The organism is Brevundimonas albigilva (assembly GCF_023573565.1).
Lineage (GTDB): Bacteria > Pseudomonadota > Alphaproteobacteria > Caulobacterales > Caulobacteraceae > Brevundimonas > Brevundimonas albigilva.
Genome location: NZ_CP097649.1, coordinates 2,172,414 through 2,198,329, shown reverse-complemented (window position 1 = coordinate 2,198,329; position 25,916 = coordinate 2,172,414). Strand labels below are relative to the sequence as shown.

24 protein-coding genes and 1 pseudogene are annotated in these 25,916 nt (G+C 67.4%); 11 read left to right on the top strand and 14 right to left on the bottom strand.

Going from position 1 to position 25,916, the window contains the following annotated elements:
* Positions 1–345: an ArsC family reductase gene (locus tag M8231_RS11035; protein WP_249749940.1), complete on the top strand. Its 345-nt coding sequence runs from the start codon at positions 1–3 to the stop codon at positions 343–345.
* Between the two features lie 147 nt (positions 346–492).
* Here the strand turns inward: M8231_RS11035 and M8231_RS11030 are convergent, their stop codons facing one another.
* The 14 genes from M8231_RS11030 to folE form a co-directional block, all read right to left on the bottom strand.
* The gene (locus M8231_RS11030) at positions 493–1,287 is read right to left on the bottom strand and encodes a 3'(2'),5'-bisphosphate nucleotidase CysQ (RefSeq protein WP_250201472.1); all 795 of its coding nucleotides are present in this window, start codon (positions 1,285–1,287) and stop codon (positions 493–495) included.
* Positions 1,284–2,648 (bottom strand): TldD/PmbA family protein, encoded by a 1,365-nt coding sequence (locus M8231_RS11025; protein ID WP_249749941.1) that lies wholly within the window; start codon positions 2,646–2,648, stop codon positions 1,284–1,286. The genes M8231_RS11030 and M8231_RS11025 overlap by 4 nt, the downstream gene beginning before the upstream one ends.
* Positions 2,649–2,688: 40 nt before the next feature.
* Positions 2,689–3,099, bottom strand: a complete 411-nt coding sequence (locus M8231_RS11020; protein ID WP_250201471.1) for an MAPEG family protein — start codon at positions 3,097–3,099, stop codon at positions 2,689–2,691.
* A 3-nt stretch (positions 3,100–3,102) separates the two neighbouring features.
* Positions 3,103–4,878, bottom strand: coding sequence for a M14 family metallopeptidase (locus tag M8231_RS11015; RefSeq protein WP_431307133.1), 1,776 nt, complete (start codon positions 4,876–4,878; stop codon positions 3,103–3,105).
* Positions 4,879–4,964: 86 nt separating this feature from the next.
* The gene (locus M8231_RS11010; protein WP_249749945.1) at positions 4,965–5,582 is read right to left on the bottom strand and encodes a hypothetical protein; all 618 of its coding nucleotides are present in this window, start codon (positions 5,580–5,582) and stop codon (positions 4,965–4,967) included.
* A 28-nt stretch (positions 5,583–5,610) separates the two neighbouring features.
* Complete coding sequence (locus M8231_RS11005; protein ID WP_249749946.1) at positions 5,611–7,140, bottom strand: UbiD family decarboxylase; 1,530 nt, start codon at positions 7,138–7,140, stop codon at positions 5,611–5,613.
* A gap of 9 nt (positions 7,141–7,149) precedes the next feature.
* On the bottom strand, positions 7,150–7,809 hold the full coding sequence (locus tag M8231_RS11000; protein WP_249749947.1) for a Pr6Pr family membrane protein: 660 nt from the start codon (positions 7,807–7,809) through the stop codon (positions 7,150–7,152).
* A 1-nt stretch (position 7,810) separates the two neighbouring features.
* Positions 7,811–8,545, bottom strand: a complete 735-nt coding sequence (locus M8231_RS10995; RefSeq protein ID WP_250201469.1) for a sulfotransferase family 2 domain-containing protein — start codon at positions 8,543–8,545, stop codon at positions 7,811–7,813.
* 46 nt (positions 8,546–8,591) lie between these two features.
* On the bottom strand, positions 8,592–9,434 hold the full coding sequence (locus M8231_RS10990) for an aldo/keto reductase (RefSeq protein ID WP_249749949.1): 843 nt from the start codon (positions 9,432–9,434) through the stop codon (positions 8,592–8,594).
* 33 nt (positions 9,435–9,467) lie between these two features.
* Complete coding sequence (locus M8231_RS10985) at positions 9,468–10,346, bottom strand: alpha/beta hydrolase family protein (protein ID WP_249749950.1); 879 nt, start codon at positions 10,344–10,346, stop codon at positions 9,468–9,470.
* A gap of 63 nt (positions 10,347–10,409) precedes the next feature.
* Complete coding sequence (locus tag M8231_RS10980) at positions 10,410–10,754, bottom strand: MmcQ/YjbR family DNA-binding protein (RefSeq protein ID WP_249749951.1); 345 nt, start codon at positions 10,752–10,754, stop codon at positions 10,410–10,412.
* A 13-nt stretch (positions 10,755–10,767) separates the two neighbouring features.
* A complete protein-coding gene (locus M8231_RS10975) occupies positions 10,768–12,618 on the bottom strand; it encodes a gamma-glutamyltransferase family protein (RefSeq protein WP_249749952.1) in 1,851 nt (616 codons plus the stop codon).
* Between the two features lie 128 nt (positions 12,619–12,746).
* A complete protein-coding gene (locus tag M8231_RS10970; protein ID WP_249749953.1) occupies positions 12,747–13,184 on the bottom strand; it encodes a biopolymer transporter ExbD in 438 nt (145 codons plus the stop codon).
* Positions 13,185–13,334: 150 nt separating this feature from the next.
* The gene (folE, locus tag M8231_RS10965) at positions 13,335–13,949 is read right to left on the bottom strand and encodes a GTP cyclohydrolase I FolE (RefSeq protein ID WP_249749954.1); all 615 of its coding nucleotides are present in this window, start codon (positions 13,947–13,949) and stop codon (positions 13,335–13,337) included.
* A 129-nt stretch (positions 13,950–14,078) separates the two neighbouring features.
* On the opposite strand from folE, the gene cysS reads away from it, so the two are divergent.
* The 10 genes and pseudogenes from cysS to M8231_RS10915 form a co-directional block, all read left to right on the top strand.
* Positions 14,079–15,488 carry a cysteine--tRNA ligase gene (gene cysS, locus M8231_RS10960; protein WP_249749955.1) on the top strand — a complete coding sequence of 470 codons (1,410 nt, stop codon included), beginning with the start codon at positions 14,079–14,081 and terminating at the stop codon, positions 15,486–15,488.
* Positions 15,489–15,701: 213 nt separating this feature from the next.
* On the top strand, positions 15,702–16,169 hold the full coding sequence (locus tag M8231_RS10955) for a hypothetical protein (RefSeq protein WP_250201468.1): 468 nt from the start codon (positions 15,702–15,704) through the stop codon (positions 16,167–16,169).
* Positions 16,166–16,351, top strand: a complete 186-nt coding sequence (locus tag M8231_RS10950) for a hypothetical protein (RefSeq protein WP_250201467.1) — start codon at positions 16,166–16,168, stop codon at positions 16,349–16,351. The genes M8231_RS10955 and M8231_RS10950 overlap by 4 nt, the downstream gene beginning before the upstream one ends.
* 4 nt (positions 16,352–16,355) lie before the next feature.
* Positions 16,356–16,730 carry a hypothetical protein gene (locus M8231_RS10945; RefSeq protein ID WP_250201466.1) on the top strand — a complete coding sequence of 125 codons (375 nt, stop codon included), beginning with the start codon at positions 16,356–16,358 and terminating at the stop codon, positions 16,728–16,730.
* 99 nt (positions 16,731–16,829) lie between these two features.
* A complete protein-coding gene (locus M8231_RS10940; RefSeq protein WP_250201465.1) occupies positions 16,830–18,665 on the top strand; it encodes a type I restriction-modification system subunit M in 1,836 nt (611 codons plus the stop codon).
* The gene (locus tag M8231_RS10935; protein WP_250201464.1) at positions 18,662–19,021 is read left to right on the top strand and encodes a hypothetical protein; all 360 of its coding nucleotides are present in this window, start codon (positions 18,662–18,664) and stop codon (positions 19,019–19,021) included. Before M8231_RS10940 ends, M8231_RS10935 begins: the two co-directional genes overlap by 4 nt.
* The gene (locus M8231_RS10930; protein WP_250201463.1) at positions 19,018–20,973 is read left to right on the top strand and encodes a restriction endonuclease subunit S; all 1,956 of its coding nucleotides are present in this window, start codon (positions 19,018–19,020) and stop codon (positions 20,971–20,973) included. The genes M8231_RS10935 and M8231_RS10930 overlap by 4 nt, the downstream gene beginning before the upstream one ends.
* A gap of 66 nt (positions 20,974–21,039) precedes the next feature.
* Positions 21,040–22,008: a DUF4268 domain-containing protein gene (locus tag M8231_RS10925; protein WP_250201462.1), complete on the top strand. Its 969-nt coding sequence runs from the start codon at positions 21,040–21,042 to the stop codon at positions 22,006–22,008.
* Complete coding sequence (locus tag M8231_RS10920; protein WP_250201461.1) at positions 22,005–22,943, top strand: GIY-YIG nuclease family protein; 939 nt, start codon at positions 22,005–22,007, stop codon at positions 22,941–22,943. Before M8231_RS10925 ends, M8231_RS10920 begins: the two co-directional genes overlap by 4 nt.
* Positions 22,940–25,759, top strand: a pseudogene (locus tag M8231_RS10915) (type I restriction endonuclease subunit R); the annotation flags it as partial. The gene M8231_RS10920 and the pseudogene M8231_RS10915, both read left to right, overlap by 4 nt.
* Positions 25,760–25,916 lie beyond the last annotated feature (157 nt).

The window sequence follows — 25,916 nt, the reverse complement described above, 5'->3', positions numbered from 1 at the left end:
ATGATCACGATGTACGGCATCCCCAATTGCGACACCGTCAAGAAGGCCCGCGTCTGGCTGGACCAGCACGGCGTGGATTACGCCTTTCACGACTACAAGAAGGCCGGCGCCGACCGCGCCAAGCTGGAGCAATGGGTCGACGAGCACGGCTGGGAGACGGTGCTGAACCGCGCCGGCACCACGTTCAAAAAGCTGCCCGACGCCGACAAGACCGACCTTGACCGCGACAAGGCCGTCGCCCTGATGCTGACCCAGCCCTCGATGATCAAGCGCCCGGTCCTGGACCTGGGCGACCGCCGCCTGGTGGGCTTCAAGCCAGAGGCTTACGCGGCGGCGCTGGGTTAGGTCGCAAAGACGGTCGTCATTCCGGGGCCAAGCGCAGCGAGGAACCCGGAACCCAGGGCTCCAGTCACGCCGCCAGCGACATTGAGCGCTTGATGCATGCCTCCTGGGTTCCGGGTTCGTCCTGCGGACGCCCCGGAAGGACGAAGATCAGCCGCCCATCGGCACGTCGCGGCACCGCCTGACGATCTGCGGATGCAGCGCCGGGGCGGCGCAGACCAGGCTGGCCTGGCGCGGGTCGGGGCGGTTGAAGCGCCAGGGGCGGCCATGGTGGTCGCTGACCGCGGCGCCGGCCTCCTGGGCGATCAGGCTGCCGGCCGCCACGTCCCAGTCCCACTTGGGCGTAAGCGCAATGGCCGCGTCGAAGGCGCCGGCCGCCACCAGGGCCATGCGATAGGCAAGGGCGTTCCGCTTCTCGAACCGCACGCTGGGCCAGGGCTCGGCCCAGTGCGGCCCCTCGATCAGGCGCGCGTCGCCCAGGAAGGACGCGTCTTCCAGCGCATCGGCGTCGGACGCCGCGATGGGCCGGTCGTTCCGCGTCGCGCCGCCGCCGCGCGTCGCGGCATAGGTCTCGCCGACCTCGGGCGCATGGATCACGGCGGCGACCACTTCGCCGTCCTCGACCACGGCGATGGGCACGCACCACCACGGCGTCCGCTTCATGTAGGCCACCGTGCCGTCGATGGGATCGACCACGAAGATGCGTCGTCTCGACAGCCGTTCGGGCGAATCCGCCGTCTCCTCCGACAGCCAGCCATAGTCGGGCCGCGCGCCCAGCAGCCGTTCGCGCAGCAGGGCGTCGACCTTCAGGTCGCCGCTGGTGACGGGCGACCCGCCCGGCTTGGCCTCGATCTTCAGCCCCCCCTCGCGCTCGGCTAGGGCCAGGGCGCCCGCATCGACGGCGGCCTGCCGGATCAGTTCGAGATCGGCGCTCCAGTCCGTCATTTGCCCGCGATGGCCACCGCGTCGAACATCAGGCTGGGCACGTTGAAGGCGCCCCGGAACTCCAGGTCCGAGCCGCGCTGGAGGCGCAGATAGAGGTCAGTCAGCTTGCCGGCCACCGTCACCTCGCTGACCGGATAGGCGATCTCTCCCTCCTCGAACCAGAAGCCGGACACCCCGGCCGACCAGTCGCCGGTGTTGCCGTTAAGCGACGGCCCGAACATGGAGGTGACCAGAAGCCCCGTCCCTGCATCGGCCATCAGTTGCGCCAGCGTCCGCTCGCCCGGCGCCATGTGCAGATTGTGGGTCGAGACGCCCGACGGTCCCGCCAGCCCGCGCGAGGCGTGGCCGGTGCTGGCCAGGCCCAGCTGCGCCGCCGAGGCCGTGTTCATCAGCCAGGTGGTCAGGACGCCGTCGTCGAACAGCTTGCGTTCCTGAACCGCCACGCCCTCGTCGTCGAAGGGGGTGGAGCCCAGGCCGCGCGGCCGAAACGGATCGTCGATCAGATCGACCCCCGGCGCGAACACCCGCTGGCCCAGCCGGTCCTTCAGGAAGGAGGTGCCGCGCGCGATCGACGGCCCGGCGATGGCCCCCACGACGGGGGAGACGATCTGCCCGGCCACGCGGTTCTCGAAGATCACCGGCGCGGTGGTCGAGGCGATCTTGCGCGCGCCGACCCGTGCGACCGCGCGCCGCCCGGCGAAGTCGCCGATGGCCGGGGCGCCGGGCAGGTCGGACAGGTGCCGCGTCGTGCGGCTCTCGCCGCCGCGCTCCATCGCCCCGTCCTTCTCGGCGATCACGCCGACGCCCAGCGAATAGGCCGAGCCCTGATAGGCGCCGTCGAAGCCGCCAGAGGTCACCAGCCGCCAGCGGCTGGACGACCAGGAGGCGTGCCCTCCCTCCGACTTGGCCACGCCCGGCACGGCCAGGGCCACGCCTTCCGCCTCGGCCGCGGCGGCCTCCAGATCGGCCGCGCCGCGCTCGGTCGGGTCGAAAAGGTCCAGGTCCGCGAACGGCCCGCGCGCCAGCCGCTCCTCCGGCGCCAGGCCCGCATAGGGGTCTTCCGGCGCCAGCCGCGCCATGGCGACGGCCCGCTCCACCAGCCGCGCCCGCGTCGCCGGCGACAGGTCGGAGGCCGACACCGTCGCCTGGCGCCTGCCGACGAAGACCCGCAGGCCCAGGTCGCGCGACTCCTCGCGCTCCACGTCCTCCAGCCGGCCGTTGCGCACCCCGACCGACAGCGACTGGCGGTCGGCCGTCACCGCCTCGGCCGCGTCGGCGCCGGCCGTCAGCGCGGCCTGGACGATGTCGTTGAGGATTTCGGGAGAAACGGACGCCGGGGCGCCGGACAGGACTTCGGTCATGCCCCGATATGGCGGACCCCTCCGGTCGCCGCAACCGGCGTCACAGCACCCCGTAGGCGATCAGGCCGACGCCGGCGGACAGCAGGGCGATCCAGGTCAGCGCCATGCCCAGCACCCGGCCGATGGACGGGCCCGTCTGCAGCATCAGGCCCAGCGCATGGAGGATGCGGCCCGCCAGCAGGGTCGCGCCCACCGCATGGACCATCCACGCCTGGCCGCTGACCAGGGCCAGCAGCGCCATCGCCGCCATGCCGGGCGTGGCGTATTCGACGCAGTTGCCGAAGGCGCGGCTGGCGGCCAGCAGGTCGGAATGGCCGCCATCGCCGAACGACACCATGTGCCGCCGTCTCCCGCTGACCACCATGCCCGACAGCACCAGCAGCATCAGGATCAGCAGGCCGCTCCACAGGGCCGCGGCCTGCAGGGCGTGCATCAGGGCTTCGGTCATCATCGATCAGTCCTCGCGCCCGACCGGATAGAGCAGATAGCGGTCGTCGTAAAACGGCGTGCGCTCATAGAACCAGGCCAGACGGGCGTGCGGATCGGCCGCGAAGCCCGGCTCGGCCGCCAGCTTGGCCTCGAACTCGGCCTTCAGCGCCGGATCGGCCGCCAGCATCCGGTCCGCCAGCGGGGCGATGGCGTAGGGCTCGATATATTCGACCCGGCTCAGCACCTCGGGGAACATCCCCCAGGCGAAGAAGCTCTCGCTGGATTGCGGCTCCAGCAGCAGCACGACGATGTCGCCCAGCGGCTGGTCGGTGGACACCCGCACCGAACCGGCGGGGAAGATCCAGTCGCGAGCCTCGACCTCGACCGCCTCGACCGAGGCCTGGACGTGGCCCTCGTTGGCGCGGGTCGCCAGCTTGGGATCGACCAAGCGCAGCATGGAGACGGCGATGGTGCGGGGTTCGCTCACCGCCTCCATCTCGATCCCGTGCGCCTTCAGCCGCTCGATGATGTCGGCGCGATAGCCGGGGACCCAGTAGGCGGCGGGGCGCTTCAGCGTCAGCGTCGGCCTGGAGCCATAGAAGGGCAGGGACCAGATTTCCGGATCGGCTTCGCCCAGCCAGCGGATTTCCTTGCGGCCCGACGCGGCGCTGTCGACCATCTCGTAGCGGATGCCCTTGAAGGCGCGGGTGGAGGACGGGGCGTCCTCCTGCTCGAAATTGGCCAGGATCTCGGCGGGGCGCAGGGCCTTGTCCTCCTCGGTCGCCGCCCGCAGCGCCGCGCCCTGGTCCGCCAGCAGCCTCAGCGCCGCCTCGATGAAGACATAGGTCCCCAGCACCCGCTGCTCGTGGGGCTTCAGGCTGTGGTTCTCGATCAGGATGGTCGGCACATGCGCCGCCGCGCCCCAGCCGTTGGAGAAGCGCTCGCCCAGGCCGCCGTCGTTCAGCCCCGCCCGGGGGTCGTCGTCGTCCATGCCGAAAACCAGCTCGCCGGGGATATGGCCTTCGCGCTCCAGCGCCGCGTTCATCGCCGGCTTGAACACCGAATCCAGCCAGGCCGAGCTGTTCGGCGACCGGCTGAACGCGCCGTCCTCGCCGTTGAAGCCATAGGTGACGTCGTACTGGTAATCCATGCCGTCGGTGACGTGGACGTCCACGTAAAGATCGGGCCGGTACTTCAGGATCAGGCCGCGCACGGCCCGCATCTCGGGCTGGTCCAGCTTCAGATAGTCGCGGTTCAGGTTCTGGTTGGTCGCCGTGTTGCGCCAGCCCTGGATGCGCGGGCCGCGCTGGTTGGGCCGCGAATAGGCGGACGCCCGCTCATGCCCGTCCACGCTCAGGATCGGGATCAGGATCAGGTTGACCCGGTCCAGCAGCCCGTCCTTGCCGTAGAAGGCGATGTCGCGCAGCAGCATCATGCCCGCGTCCTTGCCGTCGATCTCGCCGGGGTGGATGCCCGCCTGGATCATGAGAACGGGCTTGGCCGGATCGAAGGCGGCTCCGTCCTTGGACGCGATCACCGCATAGATCGGCCGCCCCTCCGGCGAGACGCCGAACTGTTCGATGCGGATCAACTCGCTGGCCTGGTCCAGCCGGTCGAACCAGGCGCGGGTGTCGACATAGATCGGCGAAAAATCGTGCGCCGCATCCGCCTCGAACGCGGTGACCCACGGGTCGGAGGCGTCACGCAGCAGCGCTTTCGACGCGCCGTCCCAGGCGGGCGCCGGCGGCAGGAAGGCCTGATCCCAGGGGGCGGCGTTGGGCAGGGACGGCGGCTGGGACATGGCGGGGCTCGCAATCAGAACGGACAAGGCGGCGAAGATCGGGGCATGACGCATGGAGCGGTCCTTCATGGCAAGGCAGGGTCCGGTCAGGGCGCGGTCGCGGCGGCGGGCCCCTGGCTGTCTTGCGCGGGCGGCGATTGCGGCGCCGGCAGGCAGGCGATCGCCAGATAGATCAGCACGTGAAGGCCGACCAGCCCTGCGAACCACCGCTTGCTGCGCGTCAGCGCCGCCGGGACGATGAGGATCAGATACAGCGGATAGGCGATGGCGTAGTTGAGAAGAATCATCCCCGCGCCCGGCTGGCCCAGCACCTGAAACGCGGAGACGGCGACCATCATCGTGTTCGCGGCCGTGGTCAGAAGCAGCACGATCTTCTTGTTGGCCCAGAAATGCTCGTCCAGCGCCAGCCCGTCCTCGATCTGGTGGGGAAACACCAGGGAGGCGGCGATGAAATAGACCAGGGCGATGGCCAGGCCGATCACCAGCATCCCATAGCTGAACGGCGCGTCGCGAAAGGCGTGCCAGGCCGCATCCCAGAAGGTGGCGATGTCCAGGCCGACGAACAGCGCCAGCAGCGGCGTCAGCCAGCCGATGCGGATGGCCTTGCGATGCTGGATGGCCGTCGCCAGGCCGGTGGCGATCACCGCCACCGAAAGGCCCAGCGCCAGACCGTAGAAGCTGAAATAGAATTCGAACGCGCTCAAATCGCCCCCCGGCGGTCAAAGGCCGAGCTTATTTCCAGATCGGCGCGCCGTCACCCGGCAATCCCAGCCGGTCCCATATCTCCGACACCCGCTCGATCACGTCCTGATCCATGCGGATTTCCTCGCCCCATTCGCGCTTGGTCTCGGGCGGCCATTTGTCGGTGGCGTCGAGGCCGATCTTCGACCCCAGGCCGCTCTCGGGACTGGCGAAATCCAGATAGTCGATCGGCGTCGATTCGATCACCGTGATGTCGCGCGCGGGGTCCATCTTGGTCGAGATGGCCCACATGACGTCCTTCCAGTCGCGGGCGTCGATGTCGTCGTCCACCACGATGACCCATTTGGTGTACATGAACTGGCGGAGGTAGCTCCACACGCCCAGCATCACCCGCTTGGCGTGGCCCGGATAGGCCTTCTTCATCGACACCACGGCAATCCGGTAGCTGCACCCCTCGGGCGGCAGCCAGAAGTCGACGATCTCGGGGAACTGCTGGCGCAGCAGGGGAATGAAGACCTCGTTCAGCGCCTCGCCCAGCACGCTCGGCTCGTCCGGCGGCCGTCCCGTGAAGGTGGTCAGATAAATCGGGTCGCGCCGCATGGTGATGGCGCTGACCTGAAACACCGGGAATTTCTCGACCGAGTTGTAATAGCCGGTGTGGTCGCCGTAGGGACCCTCGTCCTCGAACTCGTCCAGCAGGACATGGCCTTCCAGCACGATCTCGGCCTGGGCCGGGACCATCAGCGGCACGGTCTTGCAGGCGACCAGTTCGGCCTTGGCGCCGCGCATCAGGCCCGCGAACTGATATTCCGACAGGGTGTCCGGCACCGGCGTCACCGCCGCCAGGATGGTCCCCGGATCGGCGCCCAGCACGACGGCGCAGGGCAGGGGTTCGCGCTTTCCGGCCTTCTTGTGCCGGGCGTAGTGTTGCGCCCCGCCGCGGTGCGCCAGCCAGCGCATGATCGCCTTGTCCTTGCCCAGCACCTGCATCCGATAAATGCCCAGGTTGAAGTCGTCCTCGCGGTCGTCCGACGGCCCCTTGGTCACCACCAGGCCCCAGGTGATCAGGGGCGCGGGCTCGCCGGGCCAGCACGACTGGACAGGCAGGGCCGTCAGGTCGATCCGGTCGCCCTTCAGCACCACCTCCTGCACCGGCGCCTTCTTCACCGTCTTGGGCCGCATCGACATGACGGTCTGCGCCAGCGGCAGCATCTCCATCGCATCGCCCAGGCCCCGCGGCGGCGTCGGATTGCGCAGGAAGGCCAGCAACTCCCCGACCTCGCGCAGCTCGCCCGCCGTGGTGCGCGACTTGCCCTCCAGCGTCACCCCCATGGCGACCCGCTTCACCGTGCCGAACAGATTGGCCAGGCAGGGGATGGGGCTGATCGTCCCGTCCGGCATGACCGGCCGTTCGAACAGGACCGCCGGCCCGCCGTTGCGCAACAGCCGGGTCTGGATCTCGGTCATCTCCAGCACGGTGGACACGGGCTCGGTCACCCGGACCAGCTCGCCTTGGGCTTCCAGCTGATCGATGAAGTCGCGCAGGGATTTGTAGGCCATGCGACCCGCCTAAAGCGCCGAGGCGGAACTGTCACGCGCCGCGCGTGCGAACAGGCGGTCCAGCCCCGTCAGGCTCAACCCGACCAGCAGGAAGAACATCAGCAGCCCGCCGAAGATCGCGACCACGCGGCCCAGGCCCAGCTGATCCACATTGACGAACCCATAGGGCCACCAATGCGTCGCCAGCCCGTGGACCAGCGTCCAGCCGCCATAGACCAGCGGGAACGCCAGCCATTTGACCGGGTCGATCCAGCGCAGCCGGCCCTTGGGCGTGAACCACAGCCAGTCCAGCACGAAGGCGGCGGGCATGACGTAGTGCAGCACCACATTGACCGCCAGCGACCAGCCGGTCGGGCTCCAGTAGGGATGCAGGAGCAGGTGGTACACCACCCCCACCACGACGATGTACATGGCGACGGCGGCCCGCACCCCCTCGCTGGCGGACCATCGCGCCAGCCGCGAGCCGGGGCTCAGCAGCGGCCCCGTGAAGGCCGCCGCGACCAGCACATTGGTCAGGATGGTGAAGAAGCTGAAGAAGTTGACGGTCAGGCCCGCGACGTCCCCCGGCTCGGCCGGGCCGACCATCAGCACATATTGCAGGGCCAGCGCCGCCCAGCCGACGACCGCGAACGTGGCGCGCCAGAGCCGGGCGGGCGGGGTCCGCCGCATCCTACAGGCCCAGGTCGGCGATCTGCCGCTCGAACATCGCGCGCGCGGCGGCGTACATCGCGTGGTCGGAATGGAACACCTGTTCGTGGCGGCTGCGATAGGCCTCGTAGTCGCTGGCCTGGCCGTAGGTCGTGACGTTCGTCCGTTCGTCCGCCGCCTCGGGCTTGCCCAGCACGGCCGCGAACAGGCGCAGGGTCTCGGGGAAGCGCTCGCTGACGCCCACGGCCACGAAGTCGCGGTCGAACGCCGTGTGCGCCGTCTCCGGCGTCAGGTCGTTCGGCATCTGCATCATCAGGCGGGTGATCGGCTGTTCGGCGACCTCATCGGCGCGGCGGCCGAACCAGGTGTCGAAGGACGGATCGTCGTCCATCTCGTCCACCGGGTCGCCGGCGGTCTTCAGCATGTTCTTGAACCGCCACTCCGAGATGATCCGGTCGAAGGGATCGCGCATCACCGTGATGACCTGCTCGGCGTCGGGATAATACTGGCGGATGGCCGAGTTGTTGCGGCGGGTGAAGTGGCCGTGGACGCAGGCGTCGGCCTGGGCCTCGGTGCGCGTCAGGGGCGTGGGCCACCCCGGATAATGGTTGTGCAGCCGCTCGCCGAACCAGCCGCCGAGTATCGTTCGGAACGACGTGCCCGCCGTCTTGGGGATGTGCAGCGAGATCAGCAGCTTGGCCGGGTCGTAGGGTTTCGGCCCGGCGGGAGCGGAGGGTGCGGCGGCGGAAGGTGTCATGGGCTCTGCTTCTAACCCCTTCCGCCGCGAACGCCAGCGCTTCGCCTCAGCCTTCCGGATCGTCCCAGCGGTAGGCCGGATCCAGCCAGTCGCCCAGCCGCTCGGCCCGGTCCAGCGCATCCATCCGCTGCACCTCCTCCGACGTCAGTTCGAAGTCGAAGATGTCGAAATTCTCGCGCGCGCGGCTTTCCTTGGTGGTGCGGGGAATGGCGATGATCCCGTTCTGGATCAGCCAGCGCAGGGTGATCTGGCCGGGCGTCTTGCCGTGCGCGCGGGCCAGTTCGCCGATGGTGGCGTCGTCGGCGATCTTGCCCTGCGCCAGGGGCGACCAGGCGGTGATGGACGACCCCAGGTCCCGGGCTGTCGCGACCAGGGCGCCGATCCCCAGATAGGGGTGGTGTTCGACCTGATTGGTCACCAGCCGGGCCTTCGACAGCGCCTGGGCCTGGCGCCACTGGGCCGACGGGAAGTTGGACAGGCCGATCGACCGGGTCAGTCCCTGGTCCTTGGCTTCATTCAGGGCGCCCAACGTCTCCTCGAACGACGGTGTGGGCTTGGGCCAGTGCAGCAGCAGCAGGTCGGGGGTGGTCCCCAGGCTGTCGGCCGATTCCTTCGCCTGTCTCAGCAGGCCGTCGCGATCGAAATGCTCGACCCAGATCTTGGTGGTCAGGAAGATGTCCTGGCGCGGAACGCCGGAATCCCGGATGCCCTCGCCGACCGCCTTCTCGTTCTTGTAGATCCAGGCGGTGTCGATGTGGCGATAGCCGATCCGCAGGGCCTCGGCGACCATGCGGCGCGCGTCGTCCGGCTCCAGCTGCCAGGTGCCGAACCCCAGCAGCGGAATCTCGATGTCGTCCACCTTCGCGGTGGGCTGGTCGCCATAGGGCATGCGGGGCTCCTTGAATCCGTCGGGGCGGCTCAGTTAGGCGCCCTCGCCCCCGCCCGAAAGGTCGGCGTCGAACCAATCCAGAATTTCTTCCCACAACGGCTCCATCCCCTTGCGGAAGGCGCCCTCGTGGCCGATGCGCCGGACGCCGAAGTCGCGGGGCGTTCGCGTCGCGATCTCGGCCGGAGCGGCGGGATAGGCTTCCAGCAGCCGCGCGGCGGTGCGGGGCGTCGCGATGGGATCGTCGGGAAAGACCCACGACCGGATCGGCGCGCGCACCTGGTCGAAATGCTGCGGCTCCAGCCGCCCGGTCTTCAACTCGTCCAGGAAATAGGTCGGCTTCAGGCACCACCGCCGCCAGGTCTCGAACACCCCGCGCGGCAGGTCCGTCCCGCGCCAGCCGCCGCCCGACTTCACATAGCCGTGCCGCCTCAGGTGCGCCGGCCCCAGGCCCAGCCAGAAGAACAGTTCGACGGGGTTGTAGGTCCGGTGGTGGCCGCCCCACCAGCCCGTGCCCACCGAGACGAAGGCGTGTCGCGCGATCTGGTCGTGATTGGGCATGAAGCCCACGAAATGGCCGCCGACGCTGTGCCCGACATGGAACAGGGGCAGGCCCGGCGCGGCCGCCTTCAACGCCTTCAACGCCGCGGGCATGTCCAGCCGGCCCCAGTCGGGATAGTCCATCGTCATGGCCGCCAGGTCCTCGGGCCGGGATCCGCCGATGCCGCGATAGTCATAGGTCAGGACGGTCGCGCCGCGCCCGGCCATCCAGCGGGCGAACCGGCCGTAGAAGCCGCGCGGAAAGCCCGTCCCCGCCGACACCAGCACCGCCATCCTGGGCGTTTCCGGCCGGAACAGGGTGGCCTCCAGCGGCCAGCCGTCCGCCGCCTTGACGATGCGATCCTCCACCTTCACCGCTGTTTCCGCCCTGTTCGTTTTTATTGCGGACGGACCATGGGCGGCTTCCGTCGCGTCAGGTCAAGCGGCGTCGAACGCCTTGACCATCCGCCGGGGCGCGACGCGGCGCCATCGCCGCTCCAGCGCCGCCCTCAGCCACGTCCGATCGACCGAGGCGATGCGCGCCAGCACGATCGGATGGTCCCGGTGGTGCTCGGTGACGTGAAAGGTCGCGGGGTCCATCTCGACCAGCAGGTCGCGCTCGTCGCGATTGTCCAGGTGAACGACGATGCAGCCTTCCGGCGCCTTGGGCCACATCCAGGTGAAGAACTTCCCCGCCGCCTTGTACGACGGCTGGCCATAGGACACGCCCTCCTCGACGCCGGGAAACGACAGCAGCAGGGCGCGAACCTCGTCGTGGGTCATGGCGGCCGGCGCCTCAGTAGGCGATGGCGATGCCGTCCTTGCGCATTTCGGTCGCTGCGCCATAGGTCCAGCGGCCGCCGGGGTTTTGCTGCATCATGACGTTCTGATAGCCGCCGAAGCCGCCGTCCGGCTCGCCCAGGGTCCAGCCCAGGGCGCGCAGCCCCGTCTTGGTCGCTTCGGGCACGCCGCTTTCCAGGTGAAGCACGCCGGTCCCTTCCTGCGGCTGGCCGGTCGGCTCGGACGAGCCGTAGTGCTGCCAGCGCGGCGCATCGCCCGCCGCCTGCGGGTCCAGGTCGTAATCGACCATGTTGATGATGATCTGCGCCTGACCCTGCGGCTGCATGCCCCCGCCCATGACGCCGAACGCCATCCAGGGGTCGTCTCCCTTGGTCGCGAAGCCGGGGATGATGGTCTGGAACGGGCGCTTGCCCGGCGCATAGACGTTCGGATGGCCGTCGGTCAGGGCGAACAGCTCGCCCCGGTCCTGGAACATGAAGCCCAGCGGTTCGGAGCCGTTGTCTGGCGCCAGGCCCGAGCCCATGCCGCGATAGTTGGACTGGATCCAGCTGACCATCATGCCGTCGCTGTCCGCGACGCTGAAATAGGTGGTGTCGCCCTGGTGCGGCGCGTCGCCGGGCATCACCCGGTCCATGATCCGGTCCGGCCGGATCAGCCTGGCCCGCTCGGCCGCATAGGCCTTGGAGTTCAGCCATTCGATCGGAATCTCGCCAAAGCGCGGGTCGGCGAAGTAGCGGGCCCGGTCCTCGAACGCCAGGCGCTTGGCCTCGGCCTGGACGTGCAGCGCGGCGGCGGACTGGAAGCCCATGCCCTTCAGGTCGAACTGCTCGCAGATGTTCAGGATCTGGTTGGTCGACAGCCCCTGGGTGTTCGGCCCCAGCGCATAGACCCCCACGCCCCGGTATTCGGTGCGGATCGGCTCGACCCAGTCGGTGCGGTGCGCGGCCAGGTCGGCGCGCGTCATCCAGCCGCCGATGCGCTTGAAATAGGCCTCGATGCTGTCGGCGATCGGCCCGTCGTAGAAGGCGTCGCGCCCGCCCTCGGCGATCATCCGCAGCGTCCGCCCCAGGAAGGGGTTGGCGAAGACCTCGCCCACCTTCGGGGTTTCGCCGCCCGGCGCCCAGATGCGCTTGCGGTTGTCGTTCTCCTCGATCGGGATCCGGCCCCGGTCGAAGGACGCCATGTTCCGCTCCAGATAGTAGGCGATGACCTGCGGCACGGGCACGCCCTGCTCGCACAGCTCCGCCACCGGCAGCAGGACCTCCTTCCACGGCAGCTTGCCGTAGCGCTGGTGGGCGCTCCACCAGGCGTCGACCGTGCCCGGCACATTGACCGTCACCGCGCCATAGCGGGGCAGATAGCCGTCGATGGCCCGGGACCGCGCCGTCTCCAGGCTCAGGCCGCGCGGGCTGTTCCCCGACCCGTTGAAGCCGACGACCTTCTTCTGCTTGGGGTCCCACAGCATGCAGAAGGCGTCGCCGCCGATGCCGTTGGCGACCGGCTCCAGAAAGCCCAGCGCCGCATTGACGGCGATCGCCGCGTCGATGGCCGAGCCGCCGCGCCGCAGGGTGTCGATCCCCACCAGGCTGGCGACCGGGTGCGCCGTCGCCGCCGCCCCGTTCGCGCCCCACACGGTGGAGCGGCCCATGAACTTCGGCCCGGTCACCCGGTCGCCGATGCCGACGCCGGCGTAGGGGTCGGCCGGGCGGGCCGGGGCGGGCGCCGCCGCCGTGGGCGACTGGGTCTCTCCGGACGTCTGGACCTGGGTCTGGGCCTGGCCTTGGGATGCTGCGGCGGCGGCCAGCGCCCCGGCGGGTAGTGCGGACAGGAAGGTGCGGCGACGCATGGGCGGACTCCTCGAACAGCCGGACCGTATCAAGGCCGCCCTTCGCCGTCCCGGCAAGCCTCAGGCCAAAGAAAAAGGCCGCGTCCCGAAGGGCGCGGCCTCTTGATCTCGTCCTGGTCCGTTCGGGCTCAGGTGATGTCTTCGTTCAGCAGGCCGACCTGGAAGAAGCCGTTTTCCTGCAGGTTGTTCATGACTTCCATGAACTGCGAATACTTCACTTCCGGCTGGGCGCGGATGAAGACGCGCTCCTCGCGGCAGGCGCCGCCGCCCAGGGCGGTGCAGACATCGGCGGCCATGGTCTCGATGGTGGTCTGCTGGTCGGCGATGAACAGCGAGCCCGAGTCCTGGATGGTGACGTACACCGGCTCCTTCGGGTTCGGGTCGTTGGGGTTCGGCACGGGGGGCGGCAGGTCCAGACGGATCGACACGGTCGCCAGCGGCGCGGCCACCATGAAGATGATCAGCAGCACCAGCATCACGTCCACGAACGGCGTGACGTTGATCTCCGAGTTCTGCTCGATGGTCTTGCCGCCGTTGCCGCCCGGTCCACTCAGCTTCGCCGCCATGTGCGTCTCCGTATGATGGCCGGACCTCGTCCGGCGTGTCCTGTCGCCCGAAGGCGTGCTGGTCTCTTGGCGTCCCGATGCGCGCTTGTAAAGCGGTTCTCGACGTTCACGGGTTCCGCCGCGGCGATTTTCGTTCGCCCCGGCCCTGGATCAGCCCTTGGCCAGCTTCAGGAAGCGCTCGGTCAGGGCCGGATCGTCCCGGAACGCCCCGGTGAAGCGGGTGGTCACGGTCGAAACGTGCCGGTGATGCACGCCGCGCGTGGTCATGCACTGGTGGGCCGCGTCGATCATCACGGCCACGCCCCGCGGCTGCAGGTGCGATTCGATGGCCGCCACGATGTCGTTGGTCAGGGTCTCCTGGTTCTGCAGGCGCCGGGCGAAGATCTCGACCACCCGCGCCAGCTTGGAGATGCCGACCACCTTCTCGCCGGGCAGATAGGCGACGTAGGCCTTGCCCAGGAACGGGGCCAGGTGGTGCTCGCAATGGCTCTCCACCTCGATCTCGCGCAGGATGACCATGTCGTCATAGCCCTGCACGTCCTCGAACGTCCGGCTCAGCTCCCTGGCCGCATCCGCGTCATAGCCGTCGAACCATTCGCCATAGGCGTCGACCACGCGCTTGGGCGTGTCGACCAGGCCGGGCCGTTCGGGATCGTCTCCGGCCCAGGCGATCAGGGTCCGCACCGCCTCCAGCGCCTGTTCGCGGCTGGGGCGCTTGGGGTTCTCGTCGCTGACGAGGACGGGCTTGGCGGGCGTGACGCTCATTGAACCTGATTTCCGGCCGGTCGGGCGGTGCCGCCCGGTTTACCTTCTACAATCCGTCGGGACTGTATATCAGGCCGCTATATGGGACGGACCCTCCGTCTCGCAAGAAAACCTGCGAAGACTTCCCTGATGCCGCTGCACATCCACGACACCCTGCGCCGTGAAAAGCGCCTGTTCGAACCGCGCGATCCGAACCGGGTGACCCTCTATGTCTGCGGCCCCACGGTCTATGACTACGCCCACATCGGCAACGCCCGTCCGCCGGTGGTGTTCGACGTGCTGGTCCGCCTGCTGCGCCGCACCTATGGCGCGGACAAGGTGATCTACGCCCGCAACGTCACCGACGTGGACGACAAGATCAATCAGAAGGCCGCGAAGGAAGGCGTGCCGATCGGCCAGGTCACGGCCCGTTACGAGGCCGCCTATCTGGCCGACATGGGCCTGCTGAACGTCAGCCCGCCCGACCTTGCGCCTCACGTCACCGACTACATCCCCGCCATCGTCGACCAGATCCAGGCCATCGTCGACGCCGGCTGCGCCTATGCGGCCGAGGGTCATGTGCTGTTCGACGTCTCCTCCTATCCGTCCTACGGCGCCCTGTCGGGCCGGAACCTGGACGACATGATCGCCGGCGCCCGCGTCGAGGTCGCGCCGTATAAAAAGAACCCCCACGACTTCGTGCTGTGGAAGCCTTCCAAGGACGGCGAGCCGTCCTGGCCCTCGCCCTGGGGCGACGGGCGCCCCGGCTGGCACATCGAATGCTCGGCCATGATCGAACAGACCTTGGGCCTGCCGATCGACATCCACGGCGGCGGCATCGACCTGGTCTTCCCCCACCACGAGAACGAGATCGCCCAGGGCGTCTGCGCCCACGGCCACGCCCACGGCGACCGGGCCCACGACGAATACGCCCGCTACTGGATGCACAACGGCTTCCTGACCGTGGACGCCGAGAAGATGTCCAAGTCGATCGGCAACGTCCTGCTGCTGCACGACCTGGTCCAGGCCATGCCGGGCGAGGTCGTCCGCTGGGCGCTGCTGAGCGCCCACTACCGCCAGCCGCTGGACTGGAACCAGGCCCTGCTGGATCAGAGCCGCAAGTCGCTGGACCGGCTCTACGGCGCCCTGCACCGTTCGGCCGCGGTCCCGGCCGCCGACCTCGACCCGCCCGCCGACTTCCTGAAGTCGATCGAGGACGACCTGAACACCCCCGGCGCCATGGCGGCCCTGTTCGCCCTGTCCAGCGAGATCGAGCGCGCCATGACCGCCGGCGACCTGGACGCCGTGGCCCAGGCCAAGGGACGGCTGGTCGCCTGCGCCGACATCCTGGGCGTGCTGCAATCCGATCCCGGCGCCTGGCTGGAGGGCGAGGTCTCCGACGCCCTGCGCGTCGAGGTCGAGGCCCTGCTGGAGCAACGCGCCGCCGCCCGCGCCGCCAAGGACTGGCCCGAGGCCGACCGCATCCGCGACCGCCTGAACGAACTGAACGTCGTCGTCATGGATGGCCCGACCGGCGCGACCTGGCGCGCGAAGGGGTAGGCCACCCGTCTCCTCCCCATCGCCTGCGATGGGTGATGGAGGGCTCATGAAGCTCGTACATCCTTCTCCCTCCCCTTCATGGGGAGGGCGGCATTAGGTAGCAAACACACCTAGAGTTTCTATGCATTTTCCGAGGGTTATGTAGACTCCGCCTAGTAGCAATGGATCGCCGATGTCGTGGAAGGGACGGCGGTTCCTCAGCCGGTAGGAGACATGCCCAAACAGGAAAGCGTCGTTCCGCCAGGTGCGGATCATGCTCAAGCGCTTCATGCGCTGACACGGAAGTATGCCGAGGTCGCCGGCCTGATCGGTCGAGCCAAGGCGGAGGTGCATCGGCTGACAACCGATCTGGCCCACATCGAAGGGGCCATCCGCATCTTCGACCCGACGATCGACATCGGACGGATCAAGGCCAAGCATGTGCCGATCCGCGAGCCTTCGGCTCAGGGCGAGGTTACCGGCATCATCCTCGACACTTTGAGAGACAGCCCCGATCCTCTGACACCCCGCGAACTCGCCGAGGAACTGATGGTGAGGCGCGCGCTGCCGATCGATGATCGAGACCTATTCAACATCATGCTGAAGCGCGTTCGCGCCTGTCTGCGGTCGCAGCGGGTTCGAGGGGTGCTTAAGCCCATCGCCACGGAGGGCATGGCTCAACGCTGGGAAGTTAATCTATGAAAATTCAACGGTTCAAGGCCGGAGCAATCCGGTTCACTCGTGGTCGCAAGTTTTACGAGGTCGCCCATGCCTATGACGGGCAGGGCTTTATCGGCTTGTGCGACGGCCGCGTCATTGCGACTGCAACTGATCCGGCCGCTGTGGCCCGCGCGATGATCAAGTCCGTCGTCTGGATGCGGTAAGGGGATGCAATACGCCCCTTTGCAGCGACGGCTGGCTGATCACCTCCTGGGTCGTCCCGATCCAAGCGGCGCGCAAGAGGTGTTCGTCGGCACGAGAGCGGTAGACGATGGCTGGGTCGTCGCCTTGCTTCGGATCGATGGCTGCACGAGTGAGGAACAGGCCGCCTGGTTCGGCAGCGTTGTCCAAGGCGATCTGCACGCTCACCTTCGCCATGCTAATCAGGAGGACGTTTCGGCTGAGGCGGTGCAGGTCGAATGGGCTGTGCCGGCCGGTGGCGTGGGGTGGAGCGTCGCCATCTTCGTGACGCTGGGGTCGATGGCGGAAGCCATGGCCGTGGCAGGTTTCCTCAAGGAATACGCCGCCCCGACGGCGGCGTGATCGAAAGGGACAAGGAATCGCCCCCGCACGACGGTGGTCCAGGTCTTGCCGCCTCTACCTCTCCTTGTGCTATCCGTCGCCGCCGAGGGGTAGTAGCGCATGAACCATCAGTCTCTGTCGGCCTTCATCTGGTCGGTCGCCGATCTGTTGAGAGGCGACTACAAGCAGTCGGACTACGGCAAGGTGATCCTGCCGTTCACGGTGCTGCGGCGGCTGGACTGCGTGCTGGAGCCGACGAAGGCCGCCGTTCTGGCCGAAGACGCCAAGCGCAAGGCCGACGGCCTGAACCCCGACGCGTTCCTGAAGCGCGCAGCCAGCCTGTCCTTCTACAACACTTCGCCGATGGACATGGGGCGGCTGGTTGGCGACGCCGACAACATCGCCGCCAACCTCTACGCCTACATCCAGGGCTTCTCGCCCGAGGTGCGGGACATTTTCGAGCGGTTCGAGTTCGCCGCCCAGGTCGACCGGCTCGCCAAGGCCGGGCTGCTCTACCAGGTGACCGAGCGGTTCGCGCGGATCGACCTGCACCCCAAGGCCGTGGACAACCACCAGATGGGCCTCGCCTTCGAGGAGTTGATCCGCCGCTTCGCCGAACTGTCGAACGAGACCGCCGGGGAGCACTTCACTCCGCGCGAGGTGATCCGGCTGATGGTCAGCCTGATCTTCATCGAGGACGACGACGTCCTATCGAAGCCGGGCGTGGTGCGGTCGATATACGACCCGACAGTTGGAACGGGCGGAATGCTGTCGGTGGCAGAGGAATACCTCGTCGAGCACAGCCCCGGCGCCCGCGTCAGCTTGTTCGGGCAGGAACTTAACCCGGAGTCCTACGCCATCTGCAAGGCCGACATGCTGATCAAGGGGCAGGACGTCGGCGCCATCATTTTCGGGAACACTCTCTCTGACGACGGCCATCCGGGGCGCAAGTTCGACTACATGCTGTCGAACCCGCCGTTCGGGGTGGAGTGGAAGAAGGTCGAGAAGGTCGTCCGGGCCGAACACGAGCAGCAGGGGCACAGCGGCCGGTTCGGCCCCGGACTGCCGCGCGTATCGGACGGCTCGCTGCTGTTCCTGATGCACCTGCTGTCCAAGATGCGGCCCGCCAAGGAGGGCGGCAGCCGGTTCGGCATCGTCCTGAACGGTTCGCCCCTGTTCACCGGCGGCGCCGGATCGGGCGAGAGCGAGATCAGGCGCTACCTGCTGGAGAACGACCTGGTCGAGGCGATCGTCGCCCTGCCGACGGACATGTTCTACAACACCGGCATCGCCACCTACGTCTGGATCGTGTCGAACCGGAAGCCGGCGGCGCGCAGGGGCAAGCTGCAACTGATCGACGCCTCGGGTTTCTGGCGCAAAATGCGCAAGTCGCTGGGGTCGAAGCGGCGGGAGATGTCGGAAGCCGACATCAGTGCAGTCACCAACCTGTTCGGCCATTTCCAAACAGCCCAACTGGCGACGGTCTTCGACGCGGACGGCAAGGAGATCGGTCGCGAGATCGTGGTCGAGGGCGACGCGCCCCCGGCGGCCCCCGGCGGCGGCAAGGTCAGGCTGCGCCCGCTGTCGTTGATCTTCGGCAACACCGAGTTCGGCTACCGCACCATCACCGTCGAGCGCCCGGTGCTGGACGACCAGGGGCGGCCTGTGCTGGGGCAGAAGGGCAAGAGCAAGGGCAAGCCCGTCGCCGACAGCGCCTTGCGCGACACTGAGAACGTGCCGCTGAACGAGGCGGTCGAGGCCTACTTCGCGCGGGAGGTAAAGCCCCACGCGCCGGACGCCTGGATCGACGAGACGAAGACCAAGGTCGGCTACGAAATCCCGTTCAACCGGCACTTCTACGTGTTCGAGCCACCGCGTGACCTGGCCGAGATCGACGCCGATCTGCGAGAGGTCACCGATCGGATCAAGGTGATGATCGAGGGGCTGGCGGCGTGACGGCTTCCGCACTGCGCGACGCCGTCCGCCGGCTCCTTCACACCCACCCCGACGTTCATCCCTCGACCGCCGGCCACGCCGGCTACGTCGAGCGCTACCGCACGGCTAAAAGTTCGAACATCGGCCTGGAGACGCGCGGTGAGCGACACCAGAACCTGTTCGTCGAGGCCGCTTCCGTCGATCTCGGCCGACTTGTGGACATTCCGCACGAGGTCTATCCCGCTGCCGACTTCGACCGCACTCGGCCGAACAGCAACCTGTTCCACATCGACGCCTTCCAGGATGTGGATATCGTCCGGTTCAAGCTGTCCGACCTAGACCAGGCCAAGCGCGTGCTGGCGGACGTGCTGCGATGACCATCCCACGCGGCGTGGACTATGCCGACAGTGGCGTCGATTGGCTGGGTGCCCTGCCCGCTCACTGGACGGTCAAGCCTATCAAGGCTGTGGCGACCTTGAACGACGAGGTGTTATCCGAGGCCACCCTGCCAGCTTCCGAGATCGAATACGTCGAAATATCGGATGTGGCGGCGGGGCGCGGAATCCTCGGCTCGACCTCCCTGTTGTTCGAGACAGCGCCATCAAGAGCCCGACGCCGCGTCGCGGATGGAGACATCATAGTCTCAACCGTGCGAACCTACCTCCGAGCCATCGCGTCGGTCGAGAATCCGCCAGACAATATGGTCGTATCGACGGGCTTCGCCGTGATCAGGCCCCGCACGATGCATCCGACGTTCCTGGCCCACGCCCTGGAGATGGACGGGTTCATCAACCAAGTGATCGCGCGGTCAGTGGGCGTCAGCTATCCCGCGATCAACGCCTCGGAACTTGTGCGTCTGCCGGTGCCCGTTCCGCCGAGTCACGAACAGGCCGCCATTGCCGCCTTCCTCGGCCGGGAGACCGCGAAGATCGACGCGCTGGTAGAGGCGCAGCAGCGGTTGATCGACCTGCTGAAGGAGAAGCGTCAAGCCGTAATCTCCCACGCGGTCACCAAGGGCCTCGATCCCGCCGCCCCGATGAAGGATTCCGGCCTCGAATGGGTCGGCGAGGTGCCGGCGCATTGGCAGGTGAAGGCGCTTAAGCGGGTGACGGAAAGCTGCTGTGACGGCCCGTTCGGGTCGGGGCTGAAGTCGGAGCATTACGTCGATGATGGGGTTCGCGTCGTCCGGCTTCAGAACATCAAGGAGCAGGGGTTCGATCCCAGTGACGCGGCCTATATCGACGTCAACTACTTCGAAACCGCCCTTTTTCGGCACAACGTCCGCCAAGGCGATGTGCTGATTGCGGGTTTGGGTGACGAGCGGAACTTGGTGGGCCGGGCTTGCGTCGCGCCAGCGGGGGTTGAGCCCGCAATGGTCAAGGCAGATTGCTTCCGTTTCCGGTTAGGGCCTGAGGCGAATCCGGAGTTCGTTGCGTTCCAACTTAACGCTGGGGCCGAATACGCGTCGGGCAAGATGTCGACTGGTTCGACGCGCTCTCGGATCGCCCTGTCGTCCATGATGGAACGGCTCGTTGTCATTCCGCCGTTGCCCGAGCAACAGGAAATAGTTCGTCGTCTAGACTCCAAGGTCGCGGCGGCAACGGCCCTCGTCAAACAGGCGGAGGCAGGCATCGTCCTACTGCTGGAACGACGTGCTGCCCTCATCGCCGCCGCTGTCACCGGGAAGATTGATGTCCGCCGGCGGACTGACCCGGCGGTGGCCGCCGATGCGACGACGGCCCGCCGGCTGGTCGGCGCAGCCGTCCTGGAACTCGTTGCCGACACCCCTGCTTCCGGGCGGATGACCTCTGCCAAGCGGATGTATCTGGCCGAGGCCCACGCCGGAGTGTGGGAACTTCGGGGCCAGCCGCAGCGCATGGCCGCCGGTCCCTTCGACGGCGCCCTGATGAGCGAGGTCGAGGCCGAACTGGCGCGCGTGGGGCATATCGAGACAAGCCAGCCCGGTGGTCCGAATAGTCAGGTCCGCTACCGCCTGGCCGGACAGCGGGACGCGCTGCGGGCCGAACTGGAAGCCCTGCTGGGCGACCGCCGCGCCGCCTTCGACAAGATGCTGGCCGATCTCGGGGAACTGGAATCCAGGGGCGTCGAAGCGGTGGCCACGCTCTACGCCGTCTGGAACGATATGCTGATCGACGGAAAGGCGCCGACGGACGACGCCGTCATCGGTGGCGTCCTGCACGACTGGCACGCCGAGAAGCGGGACAAGTTCACCAAGGCGGACCTGCACAACTACCTCGGCTGGATGCGTCGCCACGCCATGACGCCAACGGGTCGTGGACCTCGCACCAAAGCCGGCGCGCTGCTCTGACCTCTTTGGGGTTGTGATGATGCGCGACGATTCCGTAGGTTGTTGTTGGAGTTGAGGGGGATCGCCGTGAACGAACTAACCGCCGCGCCTGGGATCGGAAAGCTGGAACGCGTCGCCCTGCGCGAGGTGTGGCGGCACGAGGCCTATGACTTCACCCGCTGGCTCCAAGACAACATCGACGTCCTGAACGAGGCGCTGGGCCTGTCGCTGGTCAACGTCGAGCGCGAGCAGGCTGCCGGCAGCTTCAGCATCGACCTGGTCGCCGAGCGCGAGAGCGGCGGCAAAGTCATCATCGAGAACCAGCTTGAGAAGTCGAACCACGACCACCTGGGCAAGGTGCTGACCTACATGGTCGCCATGGAGGCTCAGACGGCGATCTGGATCGTCGCCGAGCCCCGCCCCGAGCACGTCTCGGTGGTCGCCTGGCTCAATGAGTCGAGCAGTTCGGACTTCTACCTGGTGAAGGTTGAGGCCGTCCGGATCGGGGTGTCGCCGCCGGCGCCGCTGCTGACGCTGATCGTCGGCCCATCAGCCGAAACGGCCGCCGTCTCGCGCAGCAAACGTGAGTTCGCCGAGCGCCACGACGTGCGCCAGAATTGGTGGTCACGCCTGGTCGCCCGGCCCGACGCCAAGCTGCACAGCCACATCACGCCGGGTCCGTCGACCTGGATCGGGGTGACCTCCGGCGTGCGGGGCCTGCCGTTGAATTACGTCATCACTCAGCAGGACTGCGGCGCCGAACTCTACATCGACCGGGGCAAAGGATCGGAGGCCGAGAACAAGTCGATCTTCGACCAACTGTTCGCCCGGCGGGAAGAGATCGAACAGGCCTTCGGCGGCCCCCTCAGTTGGGAGCGGTTGGACGATGGCCGCGCCAGCCGCATCCGGGCGCGTGTCACCGCCGGCGGCTATCGCGCCCCCGAGGACGAGTGGGACGCCATCCAGACCCAGCAGGTCGACACCATGAACCGGCTGCACAAGGCGCTCCAGCCGCACCTGAAATCCCTCAAGCTGGGCTACGAGGCGCCGGAATGAGCGTTCTCGCGCCCGGCTCTGGCGGAGTGACGGCCGGCCGCTCGCTGGAACTCTATTTTATCGACGGCCGGCCTGACGGCATGCTGACGGCCGAGGTTTTCAACTGGACAGGCCACGTCCTGATGGCACCTCGAACCCAGCTAGCAGCCGCGCTGAGTCGGAAGGAGGCTGGCTACACGGGCGTGTATCTGCTCCTCGGCGAATATGACGGTGAACCTCGCGCTTACGTCGGCGAGGGCGAGGACATCAGCGACCGCATCCGCAGCCACGATACCCGCAAGGACTGGTGGACCACCGTGGTGCTGGTGACTTCGGCAGCCAACAACCTGCACAAGGCGCATGCAAAATATCTGGAAGCGCGCCTTGTCGAACAAGCACGCCTCGTAGGCCGCGTGACGCTGGACAACGGGAACACGCCTCCTCGACCCGGCCTGTCCGAGGCTGCTCAGGCAAACATGGAAGCGTTTCTCGACTACCTCTTCATGGTGTTGCCGGCCCTGCGGATCGACATGTTCCTTCAGGCGACGCGGCCCGCCCGCCAGAATCCCGTCGAGACGTCGGACACCAGCCCAACTCGCTTCGAACTGGTGAACCGGAGGCACAAGCTGCGGGCGACGGCTGTGCTCGACGGTGGCGATTTCATCGTTCAGGCGGGGTCGCTCGCACGAGCCAGTTGGGAGGGCCGAAATACGGAAACGAGCGGCTACGCTCTCCTGCGCGACGAACTCCAGAGAATGGGTGTGCTGGCGACCCGCGGCAGCGCCTGCGAGTTCACCAAGGACTACGCGTTCAAAAGTCCCAGCGCCGCCGCCGCCGTGGTGAACGGCCGGCCCGCGAACGGCACCCTTGAGTGGCGGCTGGAAGGCGGTGGAGCGACCTACAAGGAGTGGGAAGCCCAGCATCTAGAGGTGCTGACCGGGAAGGCCGGGTTGTGAGCCTTCACAAGGAAATCAGCTTCGAAACCGAGGTCTGCGAGTATCTCGCGGCTCACGGCTGGCACCACGACGCCGGGGACTACGTCCACCACGACCGTCGGCGCGCGTTGTTCACCCCGGACCTGGCGGCTTGGGTGGAGCAGACCCAGCCCGACGCCTGGGCGGCCCTTTACAAGACGCATGGCGCCGCTGCCGCAGGCGTCCTCGCCGACCGGCTGCGCAAGTCGCTGGACGAGCGCGGCGTGCTGGATGTTCTGCGCAACGGACTCGACATCGTGGGCGCGCGAGCGCGTCTTGCGATGGCCCAGTTCCGGCCCGCCATGGGCATGAACCCCGACATCACGCGGCGCTACGAGGCGAACCGGCTGCGGGTGGTCCGGCAGGTGCGCTACTCAACGGTCAACGAGAACTGCATCGACCTGGTGCTCTATCTGAATGGGATTCCGGTCGCGACGGCGGAACTGAAGACCGACTTCACTCAGAGCGTCCGCGACGCCGTCGATCAGTATCGCTTCGACCGGCTGCCCAAGACCAAGAGCGGCCCGGTCGAGCCTCTTCTCGCCTTCCCCGGCGGCGCCCTCGTGCACTTCGCGGTGAGCAACCGCGAGGTCGAAATGACCACCCGGCTGGAAGGGCCGGCGACGCGCTTCTTGCCGTTCAACCGTGGCGACCACGGCGGCAAGGGCAACCCGTCTGATGGACCTGGACACCCCACGGCCTACCTCTGGAAGGAGATCTGGCAGCGCGATAGCTGGCTGGAGATTCTCGGCCGCTACATGGTGACCAAGCGGGACGCCAAGAAGCGGATCATGGGGGCGATCTTCCCGCGCTATCACCAGCTCGACGCGACGAGGAAGCTGACCGCCAAGGTGCTGGAGGAAGGTCCCGGCGGGCGGTTCCTGATCCAGCACTCCGCCGGCTCGGGCAAGACCAACTCCATCGCTTGGTCGGCCCACTTCCTGTCCGAACTGCACGACGCCGATGACAATAAGCTGTTCAGCAGCGTCATCGTCGTCTCCGACCGCAACGTCATCGACAGCCAGCTCCAGGAGGCGCTGTTCGACTTCCAGCGGGTCCAGGGTGTCGTCGAGACGATCAAGAGCGAGAGCGGCTCCAAGAGCGGCCAACTGGCCAAGGCGCTGGCTGCCGGCAAGAAGGTGATCGTCTGCACGATCCAGACTTTTCCCTTCGCCATCGAGGCCGTCCGCGACCTGGCGGCCACCGAGGGCAAGGCTTTCGCAGTCATCGCCGACGAGGCCCACTCCAGCCAGACCGGCGAGGCGGCGGCCAAGCTGAAGGAACTGCTCTCGGCCGAGGAAGCGGCGGCGCTCGCTGACGGTGGCGAGGTGTCAAACGAGGACATCCTGGCCGCCAAGATGGCGGGCCGCGCCAGCGACACAGGCATCACCTACGTCGCCTTCACCGCGACGCCCAAGGCCAAGACCATCGAACTGTTCGGGCGGCCAGGTCCGGACGGCCTGCCGGTCCCCTTCCACGTCTACTCGATGCGGCAGGCGATCGAGGAAGGCTTCATCCTCGACGTCCTGAAGAACTACACGCCCTACCGGCTGGCGTTCCGGCTGGCCCACAACGGCCGCGACTGGGACGAAAAGGAGGTCGAGCGCGACGCCGCCGGCAAGGCGATCATGCGATGGGTCCGGCTGCATCCCTACAACATCAGCCAAAAGGTCCAGATCGTCGTCGAGCACTACCGGGAGAACGTCCAGCCGCTCCTCGGTGGCAAGGCCAAGGCGATGGTGGTGCTGGGCAGCCGCCAGGAGGCGGTCCGCTGGCAGCTAGCGATCAACAAATACATCGCAGACCGGGGCTATAAGCTGGGTACCCTCGTCGCCTTCTCAGGAGAGGTGAACGACAAGGAATCCGGCTTCGAGCCGTTCACCGAGACGAGCCCGGACTTGAACCCCGGCCTAAAGGGGCGCGACATCCGCGACGCCTTCGCCGGGCCGGACTACCACCTGCTGCTCGTCGCCAACAAATTTCAGACGGGCTTCGACCAGCCGCTGCTGTGCGGCATGTATGTCGATCGCCGGCTGGCGGGCATCCAGGCGGTGCAGACCCTCTCGCGCCTGAACCGCGCCCATCCGGGCAAGGACACGACCTACATCCTCGACTTCGTGAACAGCTCGGACGAGGTCCTGAAGGCCTTCCAGACCTACCACGAGACGGCGGAACTGGAGAGCGCCACCGACCCCAACCTGATCTTCGACATCAGGGCGAAGCTGGACGCCGCCGGGCACTACGACGATTTCGAGGTCGAGCGCGTCGTCCGCGTCGAACTCGCCCCGAACGCCAAGCAGTCGGAACTGATCGCCGCCATTGAGCCTGTGGCCGATCGGCTGCTGAAAGCCTTCAACGGCGCCAAGCAGGCCTACAACCTCGCTCGATCCACCGGCAACGAGACGGCGATGGCCGAGGCCATGGATCACATGTCGGCGCTGGATCTCTTCAAGGGCGACATGGCGGCCTACCTGCGCCTCTACAGCTTCCTGAGTCAGATCGTCGACTACGGCAGCACCGACGTCGAGAAGCGCGCGATCTTTTACCGGCGCCTGCTGCCGCTTCTCGCCTTTGGGCGGGAACGCGAGGGCGTCGATCTCACCGGCGTCCGGTTGACCCACCACTCGCTAAAGGATCAGGGCCAGCGGAACCTGCTCTACCCCACGGGCGAGGCGCCGAAGCTGACCGGCGTCGCCGAGGCGGGGTCCGGGGGCATCCACGAGAAGGAAAAGGCTCGCCTCGACGAGATCATCGCGCGCGTCAACGACCTCTTCGAGGGCGACCTGACGGACGATGACAAGCTGGTCTACGTCAACGACGTCATCAAGGGGAAGCTGCTGGAGTCCGAGGAACTGGCGACCCAGGCTCGCAACAACACCAAGGCCCAGTTCGCCAACTCGCCCACCCTGCGGGACGAGATGATGAACGCCATCATGGACGCCCTGGCGGCGCACC